Annotated in this window: 21 protein-coding genes and 1 riboswitch; of the genes, 5 read left to right on the top strand and 16 right to left on the bottom strand. The window is 68.9% G+C overall.

What is annotated here, in order from left to right:
- Positions 1 to 73 precede the first annotated feature (73 nt).
- From J7E91_RS32120 to J7E91_RS32095, 7 genes are all read right to left on the bottom strand, one after another.
- Entirely contained in the window at positions 74 to 1,024 is a 951-nt protein-coding gene (locus J7E91_RS32120) for a PLP-dependent cysteine synthase family protein (RefSeq protein WP_214910413.1), read from the bottom strand.
- Positions 1,024 to 1,302, bottom strand: coding sequence for a MoaD/ThiS family protein (locus J7E91_RS32115; RefSeq protein ID WP_214910411.1), 279 nt, complete (start codon positions 1,300 to 1,302; stop codon positions 1,024 to 1,026). Before J7E91_RS32115 ends, J7E91_RS32120 begins: the two co-directional genes overlap by 1 nt.
- 113 nt (positions 1,303 to 1,415) lie before the next feature.
- A complete protein-coding gene (locus J7E91_RS37445; protein WP_341860590.1) occupies positions 1,416 to 1,529 on the bottom strand; it encodes a putative leader peptide in 114 nt (37 codons plus the stop codon).
- 44 nt (positions 1,530 to 1,573) lie between these two features.
- The gene (locus J7E91_RS32110; protein WP_214910410.1) at positions 1,574 to 2,374 is read right to left on the bottom strand and encodes an ABC transporter ATP-binding protein; all 801 of its coding nucleotides are present in this window, start codon (positions 2,372 to 2,374) and stop codon (positions 1,574 to 1,576) included.
- Complete coding sequence (locus J7E91_RS32105) at positions 2,371 to 3,411, bottom strand: iron ABC transporter permease (protein WP_214910409.1); 1,041 nt, start codon at positions 3,409 to 3,411, stop codon at positions 2,371 to 2,373. Before J7E91_RS32105 ends, J7E91_RS32110 begins: the two co-directional genes overlap by 4 nt.
- A gap of 17 nt (positions 3,412 to 3,428) precedes the next feature.
- Positions 3,429 to 4,415 carry an ABC transporter substrate-binding protein gene (locus tag J7E91_RS32100; RefSeq protein ID WP_214910408.1) on the bottom strand — a complete coding sequence of 329 codons (987 nt, stop codon included), beginning with the start codon at positions 4,413 to 4,415 and terminating at the stop codon, positions 3,429 to 3,431.
- Positions 4,416 to 4,455: 40 nt separating this feature from the next.
- A riboswitch (cobalamin riboswitch) is annotated at positions 4,456 to 4,591 on the bottom strand.
- A gap of 41 nt (positions 4,592 to 4,632) precedes the next feature.
- Positions 4,633 to 5,271: an HD domain-containing protein gene (locus tag J7E91_RS32095; RefSeq protein ID WP_214910407.1), complete on the bottom strand. Its 639-nt coding sequence runs from the start codon at positions 5,269 to 5,271 to the stop codon at positions 4,633 to 4,635.
- Between the two features lie 211 nt (positions 5,272 to 5,482).
- On the opposite strand from J7E91_RS32095, the gene J7E91_RS32090 reads away from it, so the two are divergent.
- Complete coding sequence (locus tag J7E91_RS32090) at positions 5,483 to 5,962, top strand: hypothetical protein (protein WP_251016573.1); 480 nt, start codon at positions 5,483 to 5,485, stop codon at positions 5,960 to 5,962.
- Positions 5,963 to 6,580: 618 nt separating this feature from the next.
- Here J7E91_RS32090 and J7E91_RS32085 read toward each other — a convergent pair.
- Entirely contained in the window at positions 6,581 to 6,775 is a 195-nt protein-coding gene (locus tag J7E91_RS32085; RefSeq protein ID WP_214910406.1) for a hypothetical protein, read from the bottom strand.
- On the bottom strand, positions 6,765 to 7,214 hold the full coding sequence (locus J7E91_RS32080; RefSeq protein ID WP_251016572.1) for an ATP-binding protein: 450 nt from the start codon (positions 7,212 to 7,214) through the stop codon (positions 6,765 to 6,767). The genes J7E91_RS32085 and J7E91_RS32080 overlap by 11 nt, the downstream gene beginning before the upstream one ends.
- 543 nt (positions 7,215 to 7,757) lie before the next feature.
- Between J7E91_RS32080 and J7E91_RS32075 the strand changes: the two genes are divergently transcribed.
- Positions 7,758 to 9,104 carry an XRE family transcriptional regulator gene (locus J7E91_RS32075; RefSeq protein WP_214910405.1) on the top strand — a complete coding sequence of 449 codons (1,347 nt, stop codon included), beginning with the start codon at positions 7,758 to 7,760 and terminating at the stop codon, positions 9,102 to 9,104.
- A gap of 4 nt (positions 9,105 to 9,108) precedes the next feature.
- Here the strand turns inward: J7E91_RS32075 and cutA are convergent, their stop codons facing one another.
- A complete protein-coding gene (cutA, locus tag J7E91_RS32070; protein ID WP_214910404.1) occupies positions 9,109 to 9,441 on the bottom strand; it encodes a divalent-cation tolerance protein CutA in 333 nt (110 codons plus the stop codon).
- A 59-nt stretch (positions 9,442 to 9,500) separates the two neighbouring features.
- Here cutA and J7E91_RS32065 point away from each other — a divergent pair, with 59 nt between their 5' ends.
- Positions 9,501 to 10,583 (top strand): GlxA family transcriptional regulator, encoded by a 1,083-nt coding sequence (locus J7E91_RS32065; protein ID WP_214910402.1) that lies wholly within the window; start codon positions 9,501 to 9,503, stop codon positions 10,581 to 10,583.
- On the opposite strand, the gene J7E91_RS32060 is transcribed toward J7E91_RS32065, so the two are convergent.
- The 4 genes from J7E91_RS32060 to clpS all read right to left on the bottom strand — a co-directional run bounded on the left by J7E91_RS32060 (position 10,472) and on the right by clpS (position 13,675).
- The gene (locus J7E91_RS32060) at positions 10,472 to 10,888 is read right to left on the bottom strand and encodes a Mov34/MPN/PAD-1 family protein (RefSeq protein ID WP_138896762.1); all 417 of its coding nucleotides are present in this window, start codon (positions 10,886 to 10,888) and stop codon (positions 10,472 to 10,474) included. The two genes, J7E91_RS32065 and J7E91_RS32060, sit on opposite strands and share 112 nt — an antisense overlap.
- An 87-nt stretch (positions 10,889 to 10,975) precedes the next feature.
- Positions 10,976 to 12,421 carry an amino acid permease gene (locus J7E91_RS32055; RefSeq protein WP_214910401.1) on the bottom strand — a complete coding sequence of 482 codons (1,446 nt, stop codon included), beginning with the start codon at positions 12,419 to 12,421 and terminating at the stop codon, positions 10,976 to 10,978.
- Between the two features lie 337 nt (positions 12,422 to 12,758).
- Positions 12,759 to 13,361 (bottom strand): DUF2017 domain-containing protein, encoded by a 603-nt coding sequence (locus tag J7E91_RS32050; RefSeq protein WP_214910400.1) that lies wholly within the window; start codon positions 13,359 to 13,361, stop codon positions 12,759 to 12,761.
- Complete coding sequence (gene clpS / locus J7E91_RS32045) at positions 13,361 to 13,675, bottom strand: ATP-dependent Clp protease adapter ClpS (RefSeq protein ID WP_037649048.1); 315 nt, start codon at positions 13,673 to 13,675, stop codon at positions 13,361 to 13,363. The genes J7E91_RS32050 and clpS overlap by 1 nt, the downstream gene beginning before the upstream one ends.
- An 82-nt stretch (positions 13,676 to 13,757) precedes the next feature.
- Here clpS and J7E91_RS32040 point away from each other — a divergent pair, with 82 nt between their 5' ends.
- The gene (locus tag J7E91_RS32040) at positions 13,758 to 15,086 is read left to right on the top strand and encodes a nicotinate phosphoribosyltransferase (RefSeq protein ID WP_214910399.1); all 1,329 of its coding nucleotides are present in this window, start codon (positions 13,758 to 13,760) and stop codon (positions 15,084 to 15,086) included.
- 212 nt (positions 15,087 to 15,298) lie between these two features.
- Complete coding sequence (locus J7E91_RS32035) at positions 15,299 to 15,883, top strand: isochorismatase family protein (protein ID WP_214910398.1); 585 nt, start codon at positions 15,299 to 15,301, stop codon at positions 15,881 to 15,883.
- Between the two features lie 19 nt (positions 15,884 to 15,902).
- Here J7E91_RS32035 and J7E91_RS32030 read toward each other — a convergent pair whose 3' ends face one another.
- Positions 15,903 to 16,217, bottom strand: coding sequence for a hypothetical protein (locus J7E91_RS32030; RefSeq protein ID WP_214910397.1), 315 nt, complete (start codon positions 16,215 to 16,217; stop codon positions 15,903 to 15,905).
- Between the two features lie 142 nt (positions 16,218 to 16,359).
- Entirely contained in the window at positions 16,360 to 18,717 is a 2,358-nt protein-coding gene (locus J7E91_RS32025) for an immune inhibitor A domain-containing protein (RefSeq protein WP_214910415.1), read from the bottom strand.
- Positions 18,718 to 19,033 lie beyond the last annotated feature (316 nt).

Here is a 19,033-nt window from a genome sequence, read left to right as displayed (position 1 = left end):
GGGGAAAGGCCCGCCGCAGGCGTCGCACCCGTCGCAGCCCCGCCGCAGGCGTGCAGGGCCGCCCGCGTCCCCCTTACGCCCAGAGCTGGCCCTGCAGGGTTTCGATCGCCGCCTCGGTGGTCGGCGCGGTGTACACGCCCGTCGACAGGTACTTCCAGCCGCCGTCGGCCACGACGAACACGATGTCGGCCCGCTCCCCCGCCGCGACCGCCTTCTTCCCCACCCCGATCGCCGCGTGCAGCGCCGCCCCCGTCGAGACGCCCGCGAAGATTCCTTCCTGCTGGAGGAGTTCGCGCGTACGCGTCACCGCGTCCGCCGAGCCGACCGAGAAGCGCGTGGTCAGGACGGACGCGTCGTACAGCTCGGGGACGAAGCCCTCGTCGAGGTTGCGCAGGCCGTACACCAGGTCGTCGTAGCGCGGCTCGGCCGCGACGATCTTGATGGCGGGGACGTGTTCGCGCAGGTAGCGGCCTACGCCCATGAGCGTGCCCGTGGTGCCGAGGCCCGCCACGAAGTGCGTGATGGTCGGGAGGTCGGTGAGGATCTCCGGACCGGTGGTGGCGTAGTGCGCCCCCGCGTTGTCGGGGTTGCCGTACTGGTAGAGCATCACCCAGGAGGGGTTCTCCGCCGAGAGCTCCTTGGCGACCCGTACCGCCGTGTTGGAACCGCCCGCCGCCGGAGACGAGATGATCTTCGCGCCCCACATGGCGAGCAGGTCGCGCCGCTCCTGGGAGGTGTTCTCCGGCATGACGCACACGATGTCGTAGCCCTTGAGGCGTGCCGCCATCGCGAGCGAGATGCCGGTGTTGCCGCTGGTGGGCTCCAGGATCGTGCAGCCGGGCGTCAACCGGCCGTCCTTCTCCGCCTGTTCGACCATGTGGAGCGCGGGGCGGTCCTTGATCGAGCCGGTGGGGTTACGGTCCTCCAGCTTGGCCCAGATGCGGACGTCGTCCGACGGGGACAGCCGCGGCAGGCGGACGAGCGGCGTGTTGCCGACCGCCGCCAGCGGGGAGTCGTACCGCATCAGACCATGCCGCCGGCGACGGCCGGGAGGATGGTGACGCTGTCGCCGTCGGCGAGCTTGGTGGAGATGCCGTCGAGGAAGCGGACGTCCTCGTCGTTGAGGTAGACGTTCACGAAACGGCGCAGCTGACCACCGTCGACAATGCGCTCCTGGATGCCGGTGTGGCGGGCTTCCAGGTCCGCGAAGAGGTCGGCGAGGGTGTCGCCGCTGCCCTCGACGGCCTTGGCGCCGTCGGTGTAGGTGCGGAGGATGGTCGGGATGCGGACCTCGATGGCCATGGCTTTCGACTCCTGTCAGGAGGGTGGCGTGAAAGGCGCGCGGCAGTTCGTCCCCCGCGCAGGGGCAAGCGTGTGCGTGTACAGCGTGTACGTGTGCTGAACCGGCCCGCGGCTCAGGCCGCTCGGGCCGTACAGATTGCGCTGGCGAGCCGGCACAGGTCGACGTGCAGGCGCGCTACGAGCAGCACGGTGCTCGGCGTCGTCTCACTCACGTCGTGGGGAACCATGCGGTCATCGTATAGATTCCCGGGCCACTTCCCGGTATGTGATCTCACATAGTGGTCGAAAAACGTTCGGTGCGTGGACACGGGAGGTAGACAACAGTCGGTGCGCCGGTCGTCGGATGCGCGCTGACCTCGGCGGACACCCCGTAAACCGTGTGCAGGAGGTCGGCCGTGAGGACCTCCTTCGGGGGGCCTGAGGTGACGACCCGGCCGCCGTCCAGGACGTAGATGCGGTCGCAGTAGTACGCCGCGAGGTTCAGGTCGTGCAGGGCGAGCAGGTTGGTGGTGCCCAAGTCGCGCACGAGGCTGAGGATCTCCAGCTGGTAGCGGATGTCCAGGTGGTTGGTCGGCTCGTCGAGTACGACGAGCGACGGCTGCTGGACCAGGGCGCGCGCCATCAGCGCCCGCTGGCGTTCGCCGCCCGAGAGGGACGGGAAGCCGCGGTCCGCGAGGTCCGCGATGCCGACGCGGTCGAGGGCCGCCCGTACGAGCTCGGCGTCGGTCTCCGTGTCCTGTTCCCAGAAGCGTTTGTGCGGGGACCTGCCCATGGCGACGATCTCGCGGACGGTCAGTTCGAAACCGGCCTGGCCGCCGTCCTGCGGGACGGTCGCGATGCGCCGGGCTCGCATCCTGGGACTCATGGCGTGCAGGTCGTCGCCGTCGAGGAGGACGCGGCCGTGGGTGGGGCGCAGGGTTCCGTACACGCAGCGCAGGAGGGTCGTCTTGCCGCTGCCGTTGGGGCCGACCAGGCCGACGGTCTCGCCGTCGGCGGCGGTCAGGCTGACCTCGTCGACGAGGTGGCGGCCTTCGATGCCGTACGAGAGGTCTTGCGCGGTCAGGGTCGTCACTCCGGGGCTCCTTCCGGTCGGCGGCGCAGCAGCCAGAGAAAGAACGGGCCGCCGGTGAGCGCGGTGAGTACGCCGACGGGGATGTCCTGGGGCGCGGCGACGGTACGGGCGGCCAGGTCGGCCAGGACCAGGAAGAGGGCCCCGCCGAGCGCGGCGACGGGCAGCAGCCTGCGGTGTCCCGCGCCGACGACCATACGGGCGGCGTGCGGGACCATCAGGCCGACGAAGCCGATCGCGCCGCTGAAGGCGACGAGTACGCCGGTGAGCAGCGAGGCCAGCACGAAGACGGCGGCGCGGAAGTGGCCGGTGTCGAGGCCGAGGACGGTGGCGCCCTCCTCCCCCACCAGGAGGAGGTCGAGCGGCCGGGCGAGGGTGATGAGGAGGGCGGTGCCGAGGGTCAGGACGGTCGCGGGGAGCGCGAGCATGTCCCAGCGGGCGCTGCCGAGGCTGCCGAGCGTCCAGTAGAGGATCTCCTGGAGGTGGTCGGCGCGGGCCGAGGTGACCATCATCAGGCTGGTCAGGGCGGACAGGATGTAGGAGACGGCGACTCCGGCGAGGATGAGGCGTCCGGTCGTCATGGCGCCGCCGCCGCGCGCGAGTCCGTATACGAGGACGAGCGAGCCGAGCGCGCCCGCGAAGGCGGCCAGCGGGATGGTGACGGTGGTGGCGAGGCCGGCGCCGATGCCCAGGACGATGACGCCGACGGCGCCGACCGACGCTCCGGAGGAGACGCCGAGGAGGAAGGGGTCGGCGAGCCGGTTGCGTACGAGGGCCTGGAGGACGGTGCCGATGACAGCGAGCCCGGCGCCGACGACGGCGCCGAGCAGGACGCGCGGCAGCCGTACGTCGAGGACGATCGTGCGGTACGGGCCGGGTTCGGCGGTTCCGGTGACGATGCCGAGGACCTGGCCCGCCGGGATGCGTACCGAGCCGAGGGCGAGTCCCGCGACCGCCGCCGCTGCGAGCAGGGCGGCGAGCGCGGTGATGAGGAAGGTGTACGGCAGCCGCCCGCGGGCGGCCGGGATCTTGCAGCTCATGGCCGCTCGCCCGCCCGCTACTTCTTGAGCTCGGGGTGGAGTTGGCGCGCGAGGGTCTCGACGGCGGCGGGGGCGCGTACGCCGAGGACCATGTCGGAGAGGGGCAGGACGGCGAAGCGCTTGTTCTTCACGGCGGGGACGTCGGCGAGGGCGGGATCGTCGAGGAGGCGCTGCTTCTTCTGGGCGACGGTGGTGCCGCCGTAGTCGAGGATGACGATGGTCTCGGGCTTGCGGTCGACGACGCTTTCCCAGGAGGCGTCGGTGAAGGGCTTGGCGAGGTGGGCGAAGACGTTCTTGCCGCCCGCGCGGTTGATCATCTCGTTGCCGATGCCCGCGCCGCCGACGGTGGAGGCGGTCTTGTCACCGCCGTCGTACACGAAGACGGAGACGGGTTCGACGCCCGCCACCTTCTTCCCGGTGGCGGCGTTGGTGGCCTTGGCCGCGTCGATCCAGCGCTCGGCGCGGTCGGCGACGCCGAAGGTGCGGCCGACCTCACGGATCTCCTGGTAGAGGGCGTCCATCGAGGTCTTGCCGTCGGCGCAGTATTCGATGTTGAGGCGGGAGTTGATGCCGGACTTCTTCAGCGCCTCGCGGCTGCGGCCGTCGCCGGCGGAGAAGGCGGTGGCGTAACCGCCGTACACGAAGTCGGGGTTGGCGGCGAGCAGCTTCTCGTACGAGGGGTACTCCTTGGCCAGCACCGGGGTGGCCTTGTACTCCTTCTCGTACTTGGGGAGCACCTGGTCGTCGAGGTAGGCGGTCCCGGCGAGGGACTTGGCGAGGCCGAGCTCCAGCATGACCTCGGTGACGTGCTGGTTCATGGTGACGACGCGGGTGGGCGGTGCCTTGTAGGTCGTCTTCACGCCGCAGTTGGTGACGGTGTACGGGAAACCGGGGGCCGCTTTCGCTGCCGGCTCGGACTGTCCCCCGGCCGCGGTGCAGGCGGTGAGCGGGAGCAGGGCGGCTGCGATGAGGGCACAGCGGGAAGGCCAAGTACGACTGGACACGGTGGTGCCTCCTCCGGGGGATTTCCTCGTCCCCTGGTCGGTGGTGAAGAAGGCGGCAGGTCAGTTCCTGGCTTCCGGGCATGGCGACGGCAATCGCGATGCCTGGTCACAGTGGCGGGACCGTGCCGGATTCGCACCGGCTTCCTGGGCCTGCCGCCCGGGTCGCGCACAGTCTCCCATCAGCGCCTGGGCCGGCCCTACTCGGGACTACTCGGGATTACTCTGGCCGGGAGGAATTCCGAATCGTCTCGACGAAGTCACCGCGCCGGTATCCGGGCACGAAGTGCGCCAGTACGTCGGCCTTGACGTTGCCGAAGGTGGTGTCCGGCTTGGGGGCGATGCCTTCGGCGAAGGCGGCGAGGATGCGCTTCTTGAAGTCGGGTCGGGGGTGCAGGGCGGTGATGGCGGCGCGGCCTTCGGAACTGATGTCGTCGTAGCCGATGCCGAGTACGTCGTACTCCACGCCGGCGGTGACGAGGGCGACTTCCGGCTCCATGAACTCGGGGATGCCGGGGGTGGTGTGCAGGGCGATGGCCGTCCAGACGCGGCGGATGCTGTCCTCGGGGACGCCGTGGCCCTGGAGGAAGCGGCGGGCCTCGTCGGCGCTGTCGACCTCGAAGCGGCGGCGGCTGGTGCGGAACTCCTGATTGAGCCCGAGGTCGTGGAACATGGCGCCGATGTAGAGGAGTTCGGGGTCGAAGCTGAGGCCACGGTTCTGCCCCTGGAGGCTGCCGAACCAGAACACCCTGCGGGAGTGGTGGTAGATCAGCTCGGTGGTCGTGTCGCGGACGAGTTCGGTGGCGGCGGTGGCGAGCTTGGTGCCGGGGACGGCGATTCCGGCTGCGGTGTCGGTCATGGCCCAAGACTGCGCGTCACGCGTACGCCGCCACCATGTCCCCAGGGCCAGCCTTCCCACAGATCAGGACACGAGCACGCACCGACTACCGCTGAGCGGCGCAAGCCCGCGACCTGCATGAACCCGAACTGAGCCCTGGCCGTCCGTCACCACTTGCGTCCGCAGCAAGCGCCACTGGTGCTGGCGCATTGGCTCAGACAAACTGCGGCACATGGACTGGATACCCCTGCTCTCCACACTGACCGGTGCCGTCATCGGCATCACAGCCACCCTGATTGCCGATCGCAACCGGTGGCAGCGGGAGGAGGCCAGGCACGCGCTGGAGGTACGGCGCGAGGTGTACACCGAGTTCGCTTCCGCCCTCAAAGCCGCAGGTGAAGAGATACGGGCCATCGCCTTGGGCGATCGCATGTCCGAGTCGGCACGTGACGCCGCCGTACGGGAAGCCGTCCGTGGCACCGGCCTCCCTACAGCGAGTGAACGCCTCTGGCTCGTGGGCCCTCCGCAGGTCGTGGCGGCGGGGAACGAGGCGTTTCACAGCCTGCGTGCGATGCGCGACGCCTACGCCCGGGGGGTGGCTGTCGGCTCCGCCGAGGAAGCGCCCCTGATAGCGCAGCGGCGCACGGCCATGGCGCAGATGCGTCGCCTCATGCGTGAGGACCTAGGCATAGGGCCCCTCGGGATCGAGTGATCGTCACCAACGTGATCACACCAGCCACGGAGAGATCGTCTCACCAGCGACCGACAGTTACGGGAGAACCCTTTAGGGCGGAGAGGGCCGGCCTCCGTCCGCGTCCTGCGTCAGCCGCGCCACGAGCGACTCCCATTCAGCGTTGGCGTTCTCATGCCGGATGAGTCGGTCCATGGGCTTGGTGACGGGCGGAGCGGCGGGTGGGCGGTCGAGGCGACAGAGCGCCCATTGGCAGGACCAGCACCATCGTTCATCCACGCGATCCACGGCGGACCGCAGGCTGATGCGCCCCCGGTCCGCCAACCACCAGCCGCCCGCGTCCACGGCCGACAGCAGTGACGACACCCGCCTACGCGCGCCCATCGGCAACCTCCGGCAGCGACTCGTGACAGGTCGCACGGAAGAAAGCGGTCGTGATGGCCCGGAACCCGGTATGCCGGGTACGGCCCGCGTGCCGCAGACACCATTCCTCCAAGACGCCCCGCTCACCGGGCTCCGGCGCCTCATGACACGTGGTGCACTCCACCTCGTTGATCGGCGCACTGCCCGAGACATCCAGGCTCAGCGTCCAATCCACAAAGCGCAGCACCGCCCCGACCCGCGCCGCCCCATCACCGCTCACCGCTTCACCACCATCATGTCCGCGCCGTACACCCGCACTGCGGGCGCCCTGTTGAAGACGAGCACCAGCACCAGGCCGCCCGCCGCATACCGGTGCGCGCGTACGGCGACAACCTCATGCCACCGGCCACGAACACACACCCAGTCCCCACGCCGCAACCGCAACGCGATCATCCGACGCTCAACCAGCACGCTGATCGCCGCCCACAGCAGGTGCCGAAACCTCAGCCCAGACGACCTTGCCGAGCCCCGCGCGTTCACCCACGTCCCACCGATCAGCAAGCGCATCAACCAGCCACAGCCCACGCCCACTGTCCCGGTCACCATCGGGGGTAGACAGACGCGGCAGCTCGCAGGAGCCGTCGTGCACCTCGATGCGCAGCCCGCCGAGCATCCGGAGGAAGCGCGTCTCGACGCTCTGCCCTGGTACGCGGGCGTGGCGGCCGGCATTGGTCAGCAGCTCCGAGAGGATCACCAGCGCGGAGTCCTCGACGGCCGAGAGCCCCCAGCCCGTCAGAGCTTCACGTAGTGCGGCCCGCGCCTGCCCGACGCAACAGGGGTCATCAGCCCACCGCCGTACCACCGCGTCACCGGCGCTGGGGTCAGCGCTGGGCAGCTCGTCGACCGCCAACGGCCGTACTCTGTCCGCCGTCACCGGGCGACCGCCACCCCGTGAATGACACGTGGCCCGATGTCGACCCCATGCACGGCCAGCCACAGGGCTCGACGCCGCTCCCGCCGCAACCGCGACTCCGCACGCTCCCACCTCAGATGGGCAGCCTCCGGGCGTGATCGAACAGGCGTGGTGATCACTTCAGGCAGGGCGGGGGCAGGTGTGAAGGCGGGCGGTAGGGCGGAGTGACAGAGCAGCAGTCGGCGCCGAGTGGACGGTGTCGGATGCGGGATCGGCCCTCCCCGCCGGTGGCGTCCCACGGGGGGAAGCAAGAGCCGCATCAGCAACTCGACGAGACGGGCGGTAGTTTGGTACATGTCAGCGCTCCCAAAAGCGTCGGCCACGCCCCCGGACCGTTTGCGCGGTTGCGGGGGTCTTTGCCGTCAACTCTTCTGGGGGACAACCGACCTGACTTCCCCGCGCCGGGTACCCCCATCATGGGTACGCTGACGTTCACGCCGATACGGCGCTCTTTCAACAGCAGGGGTGACGGGGCAGCGTATGACCGCGTACAACCCGCCGACAGCGCTACCGCGCAACCTCTTGGAGCGGTCGGACGTGAGAACCGCGATCACAGCTCACGACTTCGGCACCGTGTTCCGTATCGCGCGCAGCGAAGCCGGGATCAGCTACTCCAAGATCGCGGCTGAATGCGACATCAAGCCGGAGCGCGTTGGTTCGCTGGCACGCGGCGTCGGCAGCGTTACCACCTTCGAAAAGATCGTGCAGATTGCCGATGCCTTACGCATTCCTGGCCACCTGCTCGGCCTTGCTCCCCGTGAGTGGGAGGAGAGAGCCGAGCCCACCGGCCACGTTTCCAGCGCACCCACACGCATCAACGCCACGGACCGAGACGGAGACGGAGACGACGCAGTGCGGCGCAGGGAGTTTTTCAGGGCGTCGGTCGGAATCGGATTGGCGGCCAGCCTGCCCGAACTCGACCAGATCAACACAGGACGCAGGATCGGCCGCAGCGTTCCCGACCAGCTACGGATGCGTACGGCACGCCTGCGCCGCCTCGACGACATCCTCGGCGGGGGCGACACCTACCGCGTGTACCTCGGCGAGTACCAGGCAACCAAGAGCCTGATTCGAAACCGGAGCTACACGGAGGAGACAGGGCGCGCTCTGTTGTCCGTGCTCGCAGAGCAGGCGCAGCAGGCCGGATGGGCAGCGTTCGACGGGGGCAAGGACGCTGACGCCAGCAGCCTGTACGAGGACAGCTACCAGACCGCCACGGATGCCGGAGACACGGCGCTCGCCGGAAATGCCCTTGCCTTCCTTGCTTACCAAAAGATCAACGGAGACCGGCAAGCCGGAATAGAGACTGCTGAACGGTCATGCCGTACCGCAGGCCCCGACGCCCCGCCCGGGGTCCGCGCGTTGCTGTACGAGCGTCTTGCATGGGCTTACGCCGTTGCGGGGAATGCCGGCGAGACCGAGCGAGCGCTCAACGCCGCCGAAGTGGCGCTCAGTGAGGATGATGGAACGCCGCAACCTGACTGGGCAGCGTGGGTGGATCGAAATGAACTCCAGATCATGACCGGCCGTTGTTGGACGGAGCTACGTCGTCCACTCCGAGCAGTCCCTGTTCTGGAGGAAGCGCTAGCCCACTACGACGACGCCCACGCTCGCGACAAAAGCCTGTACCTGTCATGGCTGGCCGACTCCTACCTGTCCGCCGGAGAGGTAGAGCAGGCAGCGAGTACCACCGGCCTTGCCTTGGAACTCTCGGCCGGGGTGGCGTCCGTGCGTCCACGGCAACGGATCACGCCGACTGTTCAACAACTAAGCGCCTACCGTGAACTCCCGGCGGTTGCTGAAGTGCTGGAGATGGCCAGTCGCTGACGGGTCATTCCGCCGTGCCCGGTGCGGTGGTTGCGTTCACCCATCGCAGGTAGGCGTCTGACCCAGCGACGATGGGAACGGCCGAGATCTCAGGGTTCTTCCATGGATGATGTTGCAGCAGGTGCGCCTCAATTTCGGCGTACCGGTCGGCACGGGCCTTGAACAAGAGCTGCCACTCTTCACCCGTCCCGAACTCACCCTGATGCCAGAAGACCGAGACCACCGGTCCGACAACCTGGGCCCCTGCCGCAAGCCGTGCCGACACCACCAACTGGGCCAGCTTCACAGCCGCCTCGCGGTTCTCCGTCGCCGTGGACACCTGAACGAAGTCATCCATACAAGGAGCCTATCCGTACAGACCCAGGCTCCACGGACCAACGTTGTTAGCCTCGCAGGATGGATCACTCCGTGGTCGTGTTCGCGTTCGACGGTGTGCGGCTTATGGATGTCTCCGCGCCGCTGGAGGTCTTCACCACCGCCGGTGGCGGCTACACCGTGCGCGTCTGCACGCCCGACGGGCGTGACGTCACCACCTCCGCCGGCCTGCGCATCGGTGCCGACGTCGCCGCCGCCGAAGTCCGCCGGGCGGACACCCTCGTCGTGCCGGGGGCCGCCGATGTGGACGGGTTTCTCCGTACGGTGGGGACGGTTGGGCAGGTCGCCGCGCTGGCGGCGGTGTCGGGGCGGGTGGCCGCCGTCTGTACGGGGGCGTTCGCGCTCGCCGCCGCCGGGCTGCTCAACGGGCGGCGGGCCACCACGCACCGGGAGCACGCCGACGCGCTCGCCCGCCGGTATCCCGACGTCGCCGTCACGCCGGACGCCATCTACGTGCAGGACGGACCGGTCTTCACCTCCGCCGGGGTGACCGCCGGTATAGATGTCTGCCTGGCCCTCGTCGAGCAGGACCGGGGGGCCGAAGAGGCCCGGCGGGTGGCGCGGGATCTGGTGGTGTTTCTGCAGCGGCCCGGCGGCCAGTCGCAGTTCTCCGCCGCGTCCCGTACTCCCCCGACCCGCCATCCGCTCGTACGCCCGCTGCTCGACGCCGTCGTCGCGGACCCGGCGGCCGACCACAGCCTGCGTGCTATGGCCCGCAGCGCCGGGGTGAGCACGCGCCACCTGACGCGGCTGTTCCGGGAGCAGACGGGCACCTCGCCCGCCGGGTTCGTGGAGAGCGTACGGCTGGAGGCGGCGCGCATCCTGCTGGAGGCGGGGGCCGGGGTCACCGGGGCGGCCGCGCGCAGCGGCATCGGCGTCGGCAGCGACGAGAGCCTGCGCCGGGCCTTCGCCCGGCACTTCGGGGTGACCCCGTCCGCGTACGCCGCACGCTTTCGCAGTACGGCCGTGGGCGAGAGCGGCAGCAGCGGCGGCTACGCCTCTACCTTGACCTCTTCCTCCGTGATCACGCCGTCCACGATGCGGAACGAACGGAACTGGAAGGGGCCCGCGTCATCCGTGTCCGCGGTGGAGACCAGGACGTAGTGCGCGCCGGGCTCGTTCGCGTAGCTGATGTCCGTGCGCGACGGGTAGGCCTCGGTCGCCGTGTGGGAGTGGTAGATGATCACGGGCTCTTCGTCCCGGTCGTCCATCTCGCGGTAGAGCTTCAGCAGGTCCGACGAGTCGAACTCGTAGAACGTGGGCGAGCGCGCGGCGTTCAGCATCGGGATGAAGCGCTCGGGGCGCCCGGACCCGGCCGGGCCCGCGACCACGCCGCAGGCCTCGTCGGGGTGGTCGGCGCGGGCGTGCGCGACGATCTGGTCGTACAGGGCCTGGGAAAGGGTCAGCATGGGCCCCAGGATAAGCAAAGGGTCCCGCCCGTACCGAGGGATGGTACGGGCGGGACCACATGCTGGACTCAGCACAGTCCGGCAGTCCTACACCTTGGGTGAGGCCGTCTGCGCCGCGCGCTTCTTCAGCACCAGCCACGACACGCCCAGCAGCAGCGCCCACAGCGGCGCGCAGTACAGCGAGATCCGCGCGTTCTCGTCGATGCCCATCATCACGATGACCATGCCGATGAAGAGCAGCGCGAACCAGCTCGTGTACGGCGCTCCCGGGGCCCGGAAGCTGGACTTCGGCAGCTCGCCGCGGTCGGACTTGGCCCGGTAGCGGATCTGGCTGACCAGGATCATGATCCAGGCCCACATGCCGGAGATGGTCGCGAAGGAGACGACGTAGTTGAACGCCTCGCCCGGCCACTGGTAGTTGATCCACACGCCGACCAGCATCAGGGCGGCGGAGAAGGACGTGCCCACGAGGGGCAGGCCGTTCTTGGTCAGCTTGGTGAAGAACTTCGGGCCCTGGCCGTTGAGCGCGAGGTCGCGCAGCATGCGGCCGGTGGAGTACATGCCCGAGTTGCAGGAGGACAGGGCGGCGGTGAGGACCACGAAGTTGACGATGGCCGCGCCGATGCCGAGGCCCATCTTCTCGAAGGCTGCCACGAACGGCGAGACGCCCGGCTGGAAGTGGGTCCACGGGACGACCGACAGGATCATGATCAGCGCGCCGACGTAGAAGACGGCGATGCGCCACGGGACGGTGTTGATGGCCTTGGGCAGGACCGTCTCCGGGTCCTTGGCCTCGCCCGCGGTGACGCCGACCAGCTCGACGGCGAGGAAGGCGAACATGACCAGCTGGAGGGTCATCAGGGTCTGGCCGATGCCGTTGGGGAAGAAGCCGCCCTGGTCCCAGAGCATGGTCACCGAGGCGGTGTCACCGGCGTCGGAGAAGCCGATGGTGAGGATGCCGGCGCAGATCAGGATCATGCCGACGATCGCGGTCACCTTGATCATCGAGAACCAGAACTCCAGCTCGCCGAAGAGCTTCACGGAGATCAGGTTCACGCAGAAGAGGAGGACCGTGAAGATCAGGGCGAAGACCCACTGCGGCTGGTCCATCCAGCCGTCCGTGCCCTTGGTCCAGTACTGCATGTACTCGGAGGCCGCGGTGACCTCGGTGATGCCGGTGACGACCCAGAAGAGCCAGTACGTCCAGCCGGTCACGAAGCCCGCGAAGGGGCCGACGAACTCGCGGGCGTACTCCGAGAAGGAGCCGGAGACCGGGCGGTACATGAGGAGCTCGCCGAGCGCCCGCATGATGAAGAAGATGACCAGGCCGGCCAGGGCGTAGGCCAGGATCAGGCTGGGGCCCGCGATGGAGATGCCTTTGCCCGCGCCGAGGAAGAGGCCGGTGCCGATGGCGCCGCCGATCGCGATCATCTGGATCTGACGGGCGCCGAGTCCGCGCTGGTAACCCTCGCCGGATGTCGCGCCTTCGGCCTCACTGCCGTCGTGCTGCTTGTCGACCTGCACTGAGGTCATGGTGTGTCGCGCCTTTCTCCATGCCGATCCGGCCTTGAGCGGCTCGGATCGACTGTGACGATCCTTTGAGGGGCGGAGACCCCCGGATGTGGAATGGAGTGCGTGCCGGCGGTCAGCCGGCGTCAGCGCCCCCGGGGACAGGGGTGGCGTCCCCGGGCGGTCGTGAAGATTTATCACGATCGCGACAGTGATCCACTGCGCCCAATGTGGCGCACACCACTGGAAAAATGGGACAAATGACGCCTGGGGCCCCAAAGGAACCCCAGGCGTTAATGCGATCGTTATTCGGATTTGAGTGTCCGTTGAGCGAACACCATGATCGAAATGTCCGGACAGGTCAGGGCATGAGCGTCTCGACGAGGCTCTCCTGGAGCGCGCCGAGCCACAGATACGCCATCACCATCGGCTTGCGCGGATCGGAGTCCGGCAGCCGGTAGAGCTCACCGTTCCCGTCCTCGTCGGTGACCTCCAGACGGGTGCCGATGGTCAGCCGCAGATCGTTGAGCGTGCCGAGCCAGCGCTTGCATTCGTCGTCGGCCAGCTTCAGTACGGCGCCGCCCTCGCCGGCGGTGGCCAGCGAATCGAGGCTGCGTACGACCGCGAGCGCGTCCTCACGCTTGCGCTCGCGCAGGTCGTTCTCCGTGAAGCGCCGGAACTCGGCCGAGTTGGCGCGCACCTCCCGCTCGTGCGCGTCCTCGGGATCGGCCTGCGGATCGCCGTACGCGTCGGGGAAGAGCCGCGCGAGCGCGGGGTCGGACGGCGCCTCGCTGGGGCCCTCCGCGAACAGCGCGGCCAGCGGGTCCTCACCGGTCGTCGGCTGATCGCCGGGTCCGACCAGTTCGAGCAGCTGTACGGCCAGGCTGCGCAGGATCGCGATCTCGACCTCGTCGAGCACGACGGCCGCGCCGCCGCCCGGGATCTCCTCGAAGAGCCCGGCCATCAGCCGCGGTCCTGCGTGAGCGTCGCCCAGAGTCCGTAGCCGTGCATCGCCTGCACGTCACGCTCCATCTCCTCGCGGCTGCCGCTGGAAACGACCGCGCGGCCCTTGTGATGGACGTCCAGCATCAGCTTGTGCGCCTTGTCCTTGGAGTAGCCGAAGTACGTCTGGAAGACATACGCGACATAGCTCATGAGATTGACGGGGTCGTTGTGGACCAGCGTCACCCAGGGGACGTCAGGTTCCGGGACGGCGGAGGTTTCCTCGGCCGACTCTGGGCGTTCGATCTCTGCGGGAGCCGTACTCACTTGTCCCATGGTGCCACCCGCGACGGGCCCTCGCACAAACGGCCAGGTAGAAATCGTCACTCTGACGAGATTAGGGGGTAGCATCTTTGCCATGAACACTGCGGACCTTGGGCTGCCGGTGGATGTGCCGTCGACAGCGCTCTTCACCGACCAGTACGAGTTCACGATGCTGCAGGCCTCCCTCAGGGCCGGCACCGCCGACCGGCGCTCCGTCTTCGAGGTCTTCACCCGCAGGCTGCCCGAGGGGCGCCGGTACGGCGTCGTGGCGGGCACCGGGCGGGTCCTGGACGCCGTGGAGAACTTCCGTTTCGACCCTGGTGTGCTCGGTTTCCTGCGGCAGCACGCGATCGTCGACGAGCCGACGCTCGAATGGCTCGCCTCGTACCGCTTCACGGGCGACATCTGGGGCTATCCGGAGGGTGAGGTCTACTTCCCGGGCTCCCCGGTCCTGCGCGTCGAGGGCAGCTTCGCCGAATGCGTGCTCCTGGAGACCGTCGTCCTCTCGATCCTCAACCACGACTCGGCCATCGCGGCCGCCGCCTCCCGGATGGCAGCCGCCGCCGGCAGCCGCCCGCTGATCGAGATGGGCGCCCGCCGCACGCACGAGCTGTCCGCCGTCGCGTCGGCGCGTGCGGCGTACGTCGGCGGCTTCACCTCGACGTCGGACCTCGCGGCCGGCTTCCGCTACAACATCCCCACCGTGGGCACCAGCGCGCACGCCTTCACCCTGCTGCACGACAGTGAGCGCGACGCCTTTCAGGCGCAGGTCTCCTCGCTCGGCAGCGGTACGACGCTGCTGGTCGACACGTACGACGTCGCCGAGGCGGTCCGTACCGCCGTCGAGGTGGCGGGGACGGACCTCGGGGCGGTCCGTATCGACTCCGGCGACCTGCTGCTGGTCGCGCACCGGGTGCGCCAGCAGCTGGACGAGCTGGGGGCCACCGGGACGAGGATCGTGGTGACCAGCGACCTCGATGAGTACGCCATCGCCTCGCTCGCGGCGGCTCCCGTGGACGCGTACGGCGTCGGCACGCAGTTGGTGACGGGCAGCGGGCACCCCACGTGCTCCATGGTCTACAAGCTGGTCGCCCGGGCCGACTCTGCGGACCCGCAGGCTCCGCTCCAGCCGGTGGCGAAGAAGTCGATGGGCGGGAAGACCTCGATCGGCGGCCGCAAGTGGGCGGCGCGCCGGCCGGACGCGGACGGCGTCGCCGAGGCGGAGGTCGTGGGCACCGGGCCCGTACCGCCCGAGCTGGCCGGCCGGCAGCTCCAGGTCGAGCTGATCAAGGGCGGAGAGGTCGTGGCGCGCGAGCCACTGGACGACGTACGGGAGAGGCACATCGCGGCGCGCGGGGCCCTGCCGATGTCCGCCGTGCAGCTGTCCAGGGGCGAGCCGGTGATCCCCACCGAGTACGCATGAACACAGGGTGAGCGGGCAGCGGCAAGCCAGAGGGCGGGCGCCGGGAGCGCCGCCGGCCCTCTAGCAGGCAAAGGCCCCCTGCCGCAAGGCCGTTGGAATCTCTACTCTCGAACCATCGCCCGGACCGACCACCGGACGGACACGACAATTCCATCGCCCGGACAACCGGACACGCACCCCCCGCCGCAGATCCCCACCGAAGGGCACCCGCCATGCACCGCGCCTTGATCGTCGTAGACGTTCAGAACGACTTCTGCGAGGGCGGCAGCCTCGCGGTGGCGGGCGGCGCCGATGTCGCCGCCGCCGTCACCGACCTGATCGGCGAGGCCCCGGCCGGGTACCGCCACGTCGTCGCCACCCGCGACCACCATGTCGATCCCGGCGACCACTTCTCGGCCAACCCGGACTACGTCCACTCCTGGCCGGTGCACTGCGTCGCCGGTACGGAGGGCGTGGGCTTCCACCCGAACTTCGCGCCGGCCGTCGCCTCGGGCGCCATCGCCGCCGTCTTCGACAAGGGCGCCCACGCGGCGGCGTACAGCGGCTTCGAGGGCACCGACGAGAACGGCGTCGGGCTCGGCGACTGGCTGCGGGCACGCGGCGTCACCGAGGTCGACGTGGTCGGTATCGCCACGGACCACTGCGTACGGGCGACGGCCCTGGACGCGGTCCGCGAGGGCTTCACCACGCACGTACTGCTCGACCTGACCGCGGGCGTCTCCGAGGCGACGACGGAGCGGGCGCTGGAGGAGATGCGCGAGGCGGGCGTGGAGCTGTCGGGGAAGCCGGTGGTCTAGCCGGCCGGGCCCCGTGCGCTCACGCCGGGCGTACGGGCCTGAGCAGGGCCCGTACGGGGTGCCAGAGCTCCACGGTCTCCTGCGGCGCCGTGCGCCACAGCAGGCCGTCCGGGTGGTGCAGGACCGCCGTGATCTCGTCCGGCGTCGGCGGGTGGGCGTTGCCCCGCAGGTAGACCGCCCGCAGGCCGAGGTTGCGCAGCCGCGTCAGGGCGCGGGCCCGGTTCACCGAGTGGACCAGGACGCGGACCTTGCGGCCGTCGGCCCACGGGCTGGGCAGTGTGAGAGCGACCACCACACTGCCGCCGGGCAGCCTTACGAAACCTCCACCGGACATGCCGATCAATCCCCCATGAGACGTCGTGTCAACAAGAGCTGGTCAAGAGGCATCTAAACGTGAACGGCCGCCGCCCGCTAGAGGGCGACGGCCGACCGCGCTCTGACCTGCGGCCTTACTGTTTTTTGAAGGAGGGGCCGAATTACTTGGTCGACGGACCGACCTTCACCGTGACCGTCGAGCCGCTCTTGGGCTCACTCACGATCGAGATCTTGGTGTTGGTGTCAGGAACCTGCACCCCACCGGTCGGGTTCTCCTTGTACCAGTACGTCCCCTTGCGGTCGTCGAAGGATGAGACGCCCTTCTGCGACGCGAGCTTCAGCGGCACGTTCGCGTTGTGCAGCGTGAAGCCGTCGGTGCGGTACCGGCTGAAGGTGGAGTCGAAGGACTGGATCTTGTTCCTCAGGAGCTTGCCGTCCGCCCACTTCAGCGGCTTGGCGTGCGCGTCGACCGGAAGGATCAGCCCCTTGCCCGGGTGGGCGCTGGTGTTGTTGTCCTTCTGCGAGGTGTCCCACAGCCAGATCATCAGGCCGTTCTGGTACGGGTAGTGCTCGACCCAGCTCGGCCGGTCCGGGGCGAATCCGAAGTTGTACGGGCCGACCTTCAGCGTCTTGTCGTACGACACGTACTGGCGGTTCTCGGCCAGGTAGTACTGGTCGTACTCCTTGGTGAAGGACTCGCCGACCCGCGTGAAGCCCTTGGCGGTCCAGCCGTTGTCGTCACCCTCGGCGTTGTCCGAGAAGAGCGGCGCGCCGTCCGCCGTCACCGTGATCGCGTCGGCCGCGAAGCCCTTGCCGCCCGCGCCGCCGTCCGTCTGGTAGCGGAAGCGGAGGTCGATCTTCTTGCCGGCGTACGCGTCCAGCGGGAAGGCGAGCTTCTTGTACGCGCCGCCCACGCCCGTCAGACCCGGCTTGTCGGCGGCGTCACGCGGCAGCGCCTTGCCGTCGGCGGTGCCGTCGACGGCGCTCCACGTCTTGCCGGCGTCGGTCGAGACCTCGGCGTACAGCCAGTCGTAGTTCGCCTCGATGTCCCACCAGCCCTGGAGGGCCAGCTCGGCCTTTGCCTTGCCGGTGAGGTCGACGGACCGGGTGAGGGTGTTCTTGAGGTCGTCACCCATGTCGCTCCACCACTGCTTGGAGCCCTCGGCGGGCTTCACGACAGTCGTGGTGACGGCCTTCTTGGGCAGCTCGACGACGAGCGCCTGCGGGTTCTTGGTGTTGTACGCCGAGACGCCCAGCCTGTGCTTCGACTTGGTCGCGGCCTTGGCCGTGTCGTAGTCGAGCCAGCCGAGCTGGAGCTTGTCCCAGGCCGTCATGTCGCCGGGCAGGTCACCGATTTCGGTCTTGCCCTTGCCGAGCCAGGAGCCGGCCGACATCAGCGACCAGAAGCCGACGCCGTTCTCGCCCTTGCCCGAGGTGTCGTACAGGTCGGGCAGGCCCAGGTCGTGGCCGTACTCGTGGGCGAAGACGCCGAGGCCGCCGTTCTCCGGCTGCATGGTGTAGTCGCCGACCCAGATGCCGGTCCTGCCGATCTCGGTGCCGCCGGACGGGTTGTTCGCCGGGCCGGTCTTGCCGGCGTCCGTGCCGTAGGCGTACCAGCGGTGCGCCCACAGGGCGTTCTCGCCCTGGGCGCCGCCGCCCGCCGACTCGTCCTCGCCCGCGTGGACGATCTGGAAGTGGTCGACGTAGCCGTCGGGCTCGTTGAAGTTGCCGTCGGAGTCGAAGTCGTAGCGGTCCCACTGGTCGTAACCGGCGAGCTGCGCCTTGATCTCGGCGTCCGTCTTCCCCTTGGCCTTCTGGTCGGCGGCCCAGGCGGTGACACCGTCGCGGACGGTGTCCCACACGTTGGCGCAGTTGCTGTCGCCGCAGTAGTTGGAGCCGTAGCGGGCCTCGTTGTAGTCGACCTTGACCCAGTCGGAGACCTCGCCGTCGACCGAGTAGCGGCCGGAGGAGGTCTTCTCGTAGTACGTCTTGAGGGAGTCCTTGCCCTTGCCCTCGCCGAAGTACAGCTCCTGGAAGTGCTTGCGGTCGTAGTCCTTCTGCCAGGCCGTCGAGTTGTCCTCGGAACGGTCCGGCTCGGCTATCTGGTTGTGCGCCGGCCCGGCGTCCCCGCCGTACTTCTTCACGGGCGGCTTCGGCCCGTCGCCGTCCGGGTCGAACATGGTGGTGTTGTCGACCTTGTCGCCGAACTCCACCAGGATCGTGAAGATCTTGTCGGTCTTCTCCCGGCCCAGCTCGACGTACTTCTTGTCGTCCAGCTTCACGACCTTGGAGGCGCCGCGCTTCTGCACGGTGGCGTCGCCCGCGATGACCTGTTCGAGCGCGGCCTTGCGCTCCATCTCCTGCTGCTTGCTGAACGGTCCTTCGAGATCGTGCTCGACGTGGCCCTTGGCCGGCGCCGGGTCGCGGCGCTCGATACCGGCCTTGTCCGCCGCACCCGCAGGCTTCTCGTCAGCCTGAGCGGTGGCGAATGCGGAGGCCGTCGCGGCGGTCGCGGCCATGGCCACGACTACGGCGGCGGCTCTGATCCGCCCTCTGTTGGTGGTCACTTGATGATGTCCTCCCCCGCGGGCCGCGTCAGCACGGAAGAGGGTGAGGGGTTCCGGGCGCGGCGCGCGTCTCAAGTGACGACATTCGACCCGAGTTGCCGGAGAAAAGACAGATCTTGACTTGGTCAGCTCAAGTGCACTATGCAGACGATCGGTTCCGGATACCGGACGCTTGCGCATCGATCGCGGTCCGGCCGCAGGGCGCGTCGATCTCGCCTGACGGGATACGGAATGACTCCGTGCGCCCCCAGTGCACCGGCACCGTGGG

It is taken from the genome of Streptomyces sp. ISL-99 (assembly GCF_018614005.1).
GTDB classification, from domain to species: domain Bacteria; phylum Actinomycetota; class Actinomycetes; order Streptomycetales; family Streptomycetaceae; genus Streptomyces; species Streptomyces flavidovirens.
Note: the sequence above shows the minus strand (reverse complement) of the source record. Positions and strands in the feature narration are given on the sequence as shown.

What these genes read in the sequence shown, in the direction of transcription:
- J7E91_RS32120 (WP_214910413.1), bottom strand. Translation starts at nt 1,024, where the DNA reads ATGCGGTACGACTCCCCGCTGGCGGCGGTCGGCAACACGCCGCTCGTC.
- J7E91_RS32115 (WP_214910411.1), bottom strand. Translation starts at nt 1,302, where the DNA reads ATGGCCATCGAGGTCCGCATCCCGACCATCCTCCGCACCTACACCGAC.
- J7E91_RS37445 (WP_341860590.1), bottom strand. Translation starts at nt 1,529, where the DNA reads ATGGTTCCCCACGACGTGAGTGAGACGACGCCGAGCACCGTGCTGCTC.
- J7E91_RS32105 (WP_214910409.1), bottom strand. Translation starts at nt 3,411, where the DNA reads ATGAGCTGCAAGATCCCGGCCGCCCGCGGGCGGCTGCCGTACACCTTC.
- J7E91_RS32095 (WP_214910407.1), bottom strand. Translation starts at nt 5,271, where the DNA reads ATGACCGACACCGCAGCCGGAATCGCCGTCCCCGGCACCAAGCTCGCC.
- J7E91_RS32090 (WP_251016573.1), top strand. Translation starts at nt 5,483, where the DNA reads ATGGACTGGATACCCCTGCTCTCCACACTGACCGGTGCCGTCATCGGC.
- J7E91_RS32075 (WP_214910405.1), top strand. Translation starts at nt 7,758, where the DNA reads ATGACCGCGTACAACCCGCCGACAGCGCTACCGCGCAACCTCTTGGAG.
- cutA (WP_214910404.1), bottom strand. Translation starts at nt 9,441, where the DNA reads ATGGATGACTTCGTTCAGGTGTCCACGGCGACGGAGAACCGCGAGGCG.
- J7E91_RS32065 (WP_214910402.1), top strand. Translation starts at nt 9,501, where the DNA reads ATGGATCACTCCGTGGTCGTGTTCGCGTTCGACGGTGTGCGGCTTATG.
- J7E91_RS32060 (WP_138896762.1), bottom strand. Translation starts at nt 10,888, where the DNA reads ATGCTGACCCTTTCCCAGGCCCTGTACGACCAGATCGTCGCGCACGCC.
- J7E91_RS32055 (WP_214910401.1), bottom strand. Translation starts at nt 12,421, where the DNA reads ATGACCTCAGTGCAGGTCGACAAGCAGCACGACGGCAGTGAGGCCGAA.
- J7E91_RS32050 (WP_214910400.1), bottom strand. Translation starts at nt 13,361, where the DNA reads ATGGCCGGGCTCTTCGAGGAGATCCCGGGCGGCGGCGCGGCCGTCGTG.
- clpS (WP_037649048.1), bottom strand. Translation starts at nt 13,675, where the DNA reads ATGGGACAAGTGAGTACGGCTCCCGCAGAGATCGAACGCCCAGAGTCG.
- J7E91_RS32040 (WP_214910399.1), top strand. Translation starts at nt 13,758, where the DNA reads ATGAACACTGCGGACCTTGGGCTGCCGGTGGATGTGCCGTCGACAGCG.
- J7E91_RS32035 (WP_214910398.1), top strand. Translation starts at nt 15,299, where the DNA reads ATGCACCGCGCCTTGATCGTCGTAGACGTTCAGAACGACTTCTGCGAG.
- J7E91_RS32030 (WP_214910397.1), bottom strand. Translation starts at nt 16,217, where the DNA reads ATGTCCGGTGGAGGTTTCGTAAGGCTGCCCGGCGGCAGTGTGGTGGTC.
- J7E91_RS32025 (WP_214910415.1), bottom strand. Translation starts at nt 18,717, where the DNA reads ATGGCCGCGACCGCCGCGACGGCCTCCGCATTCGCCACCGCTCAGGCT.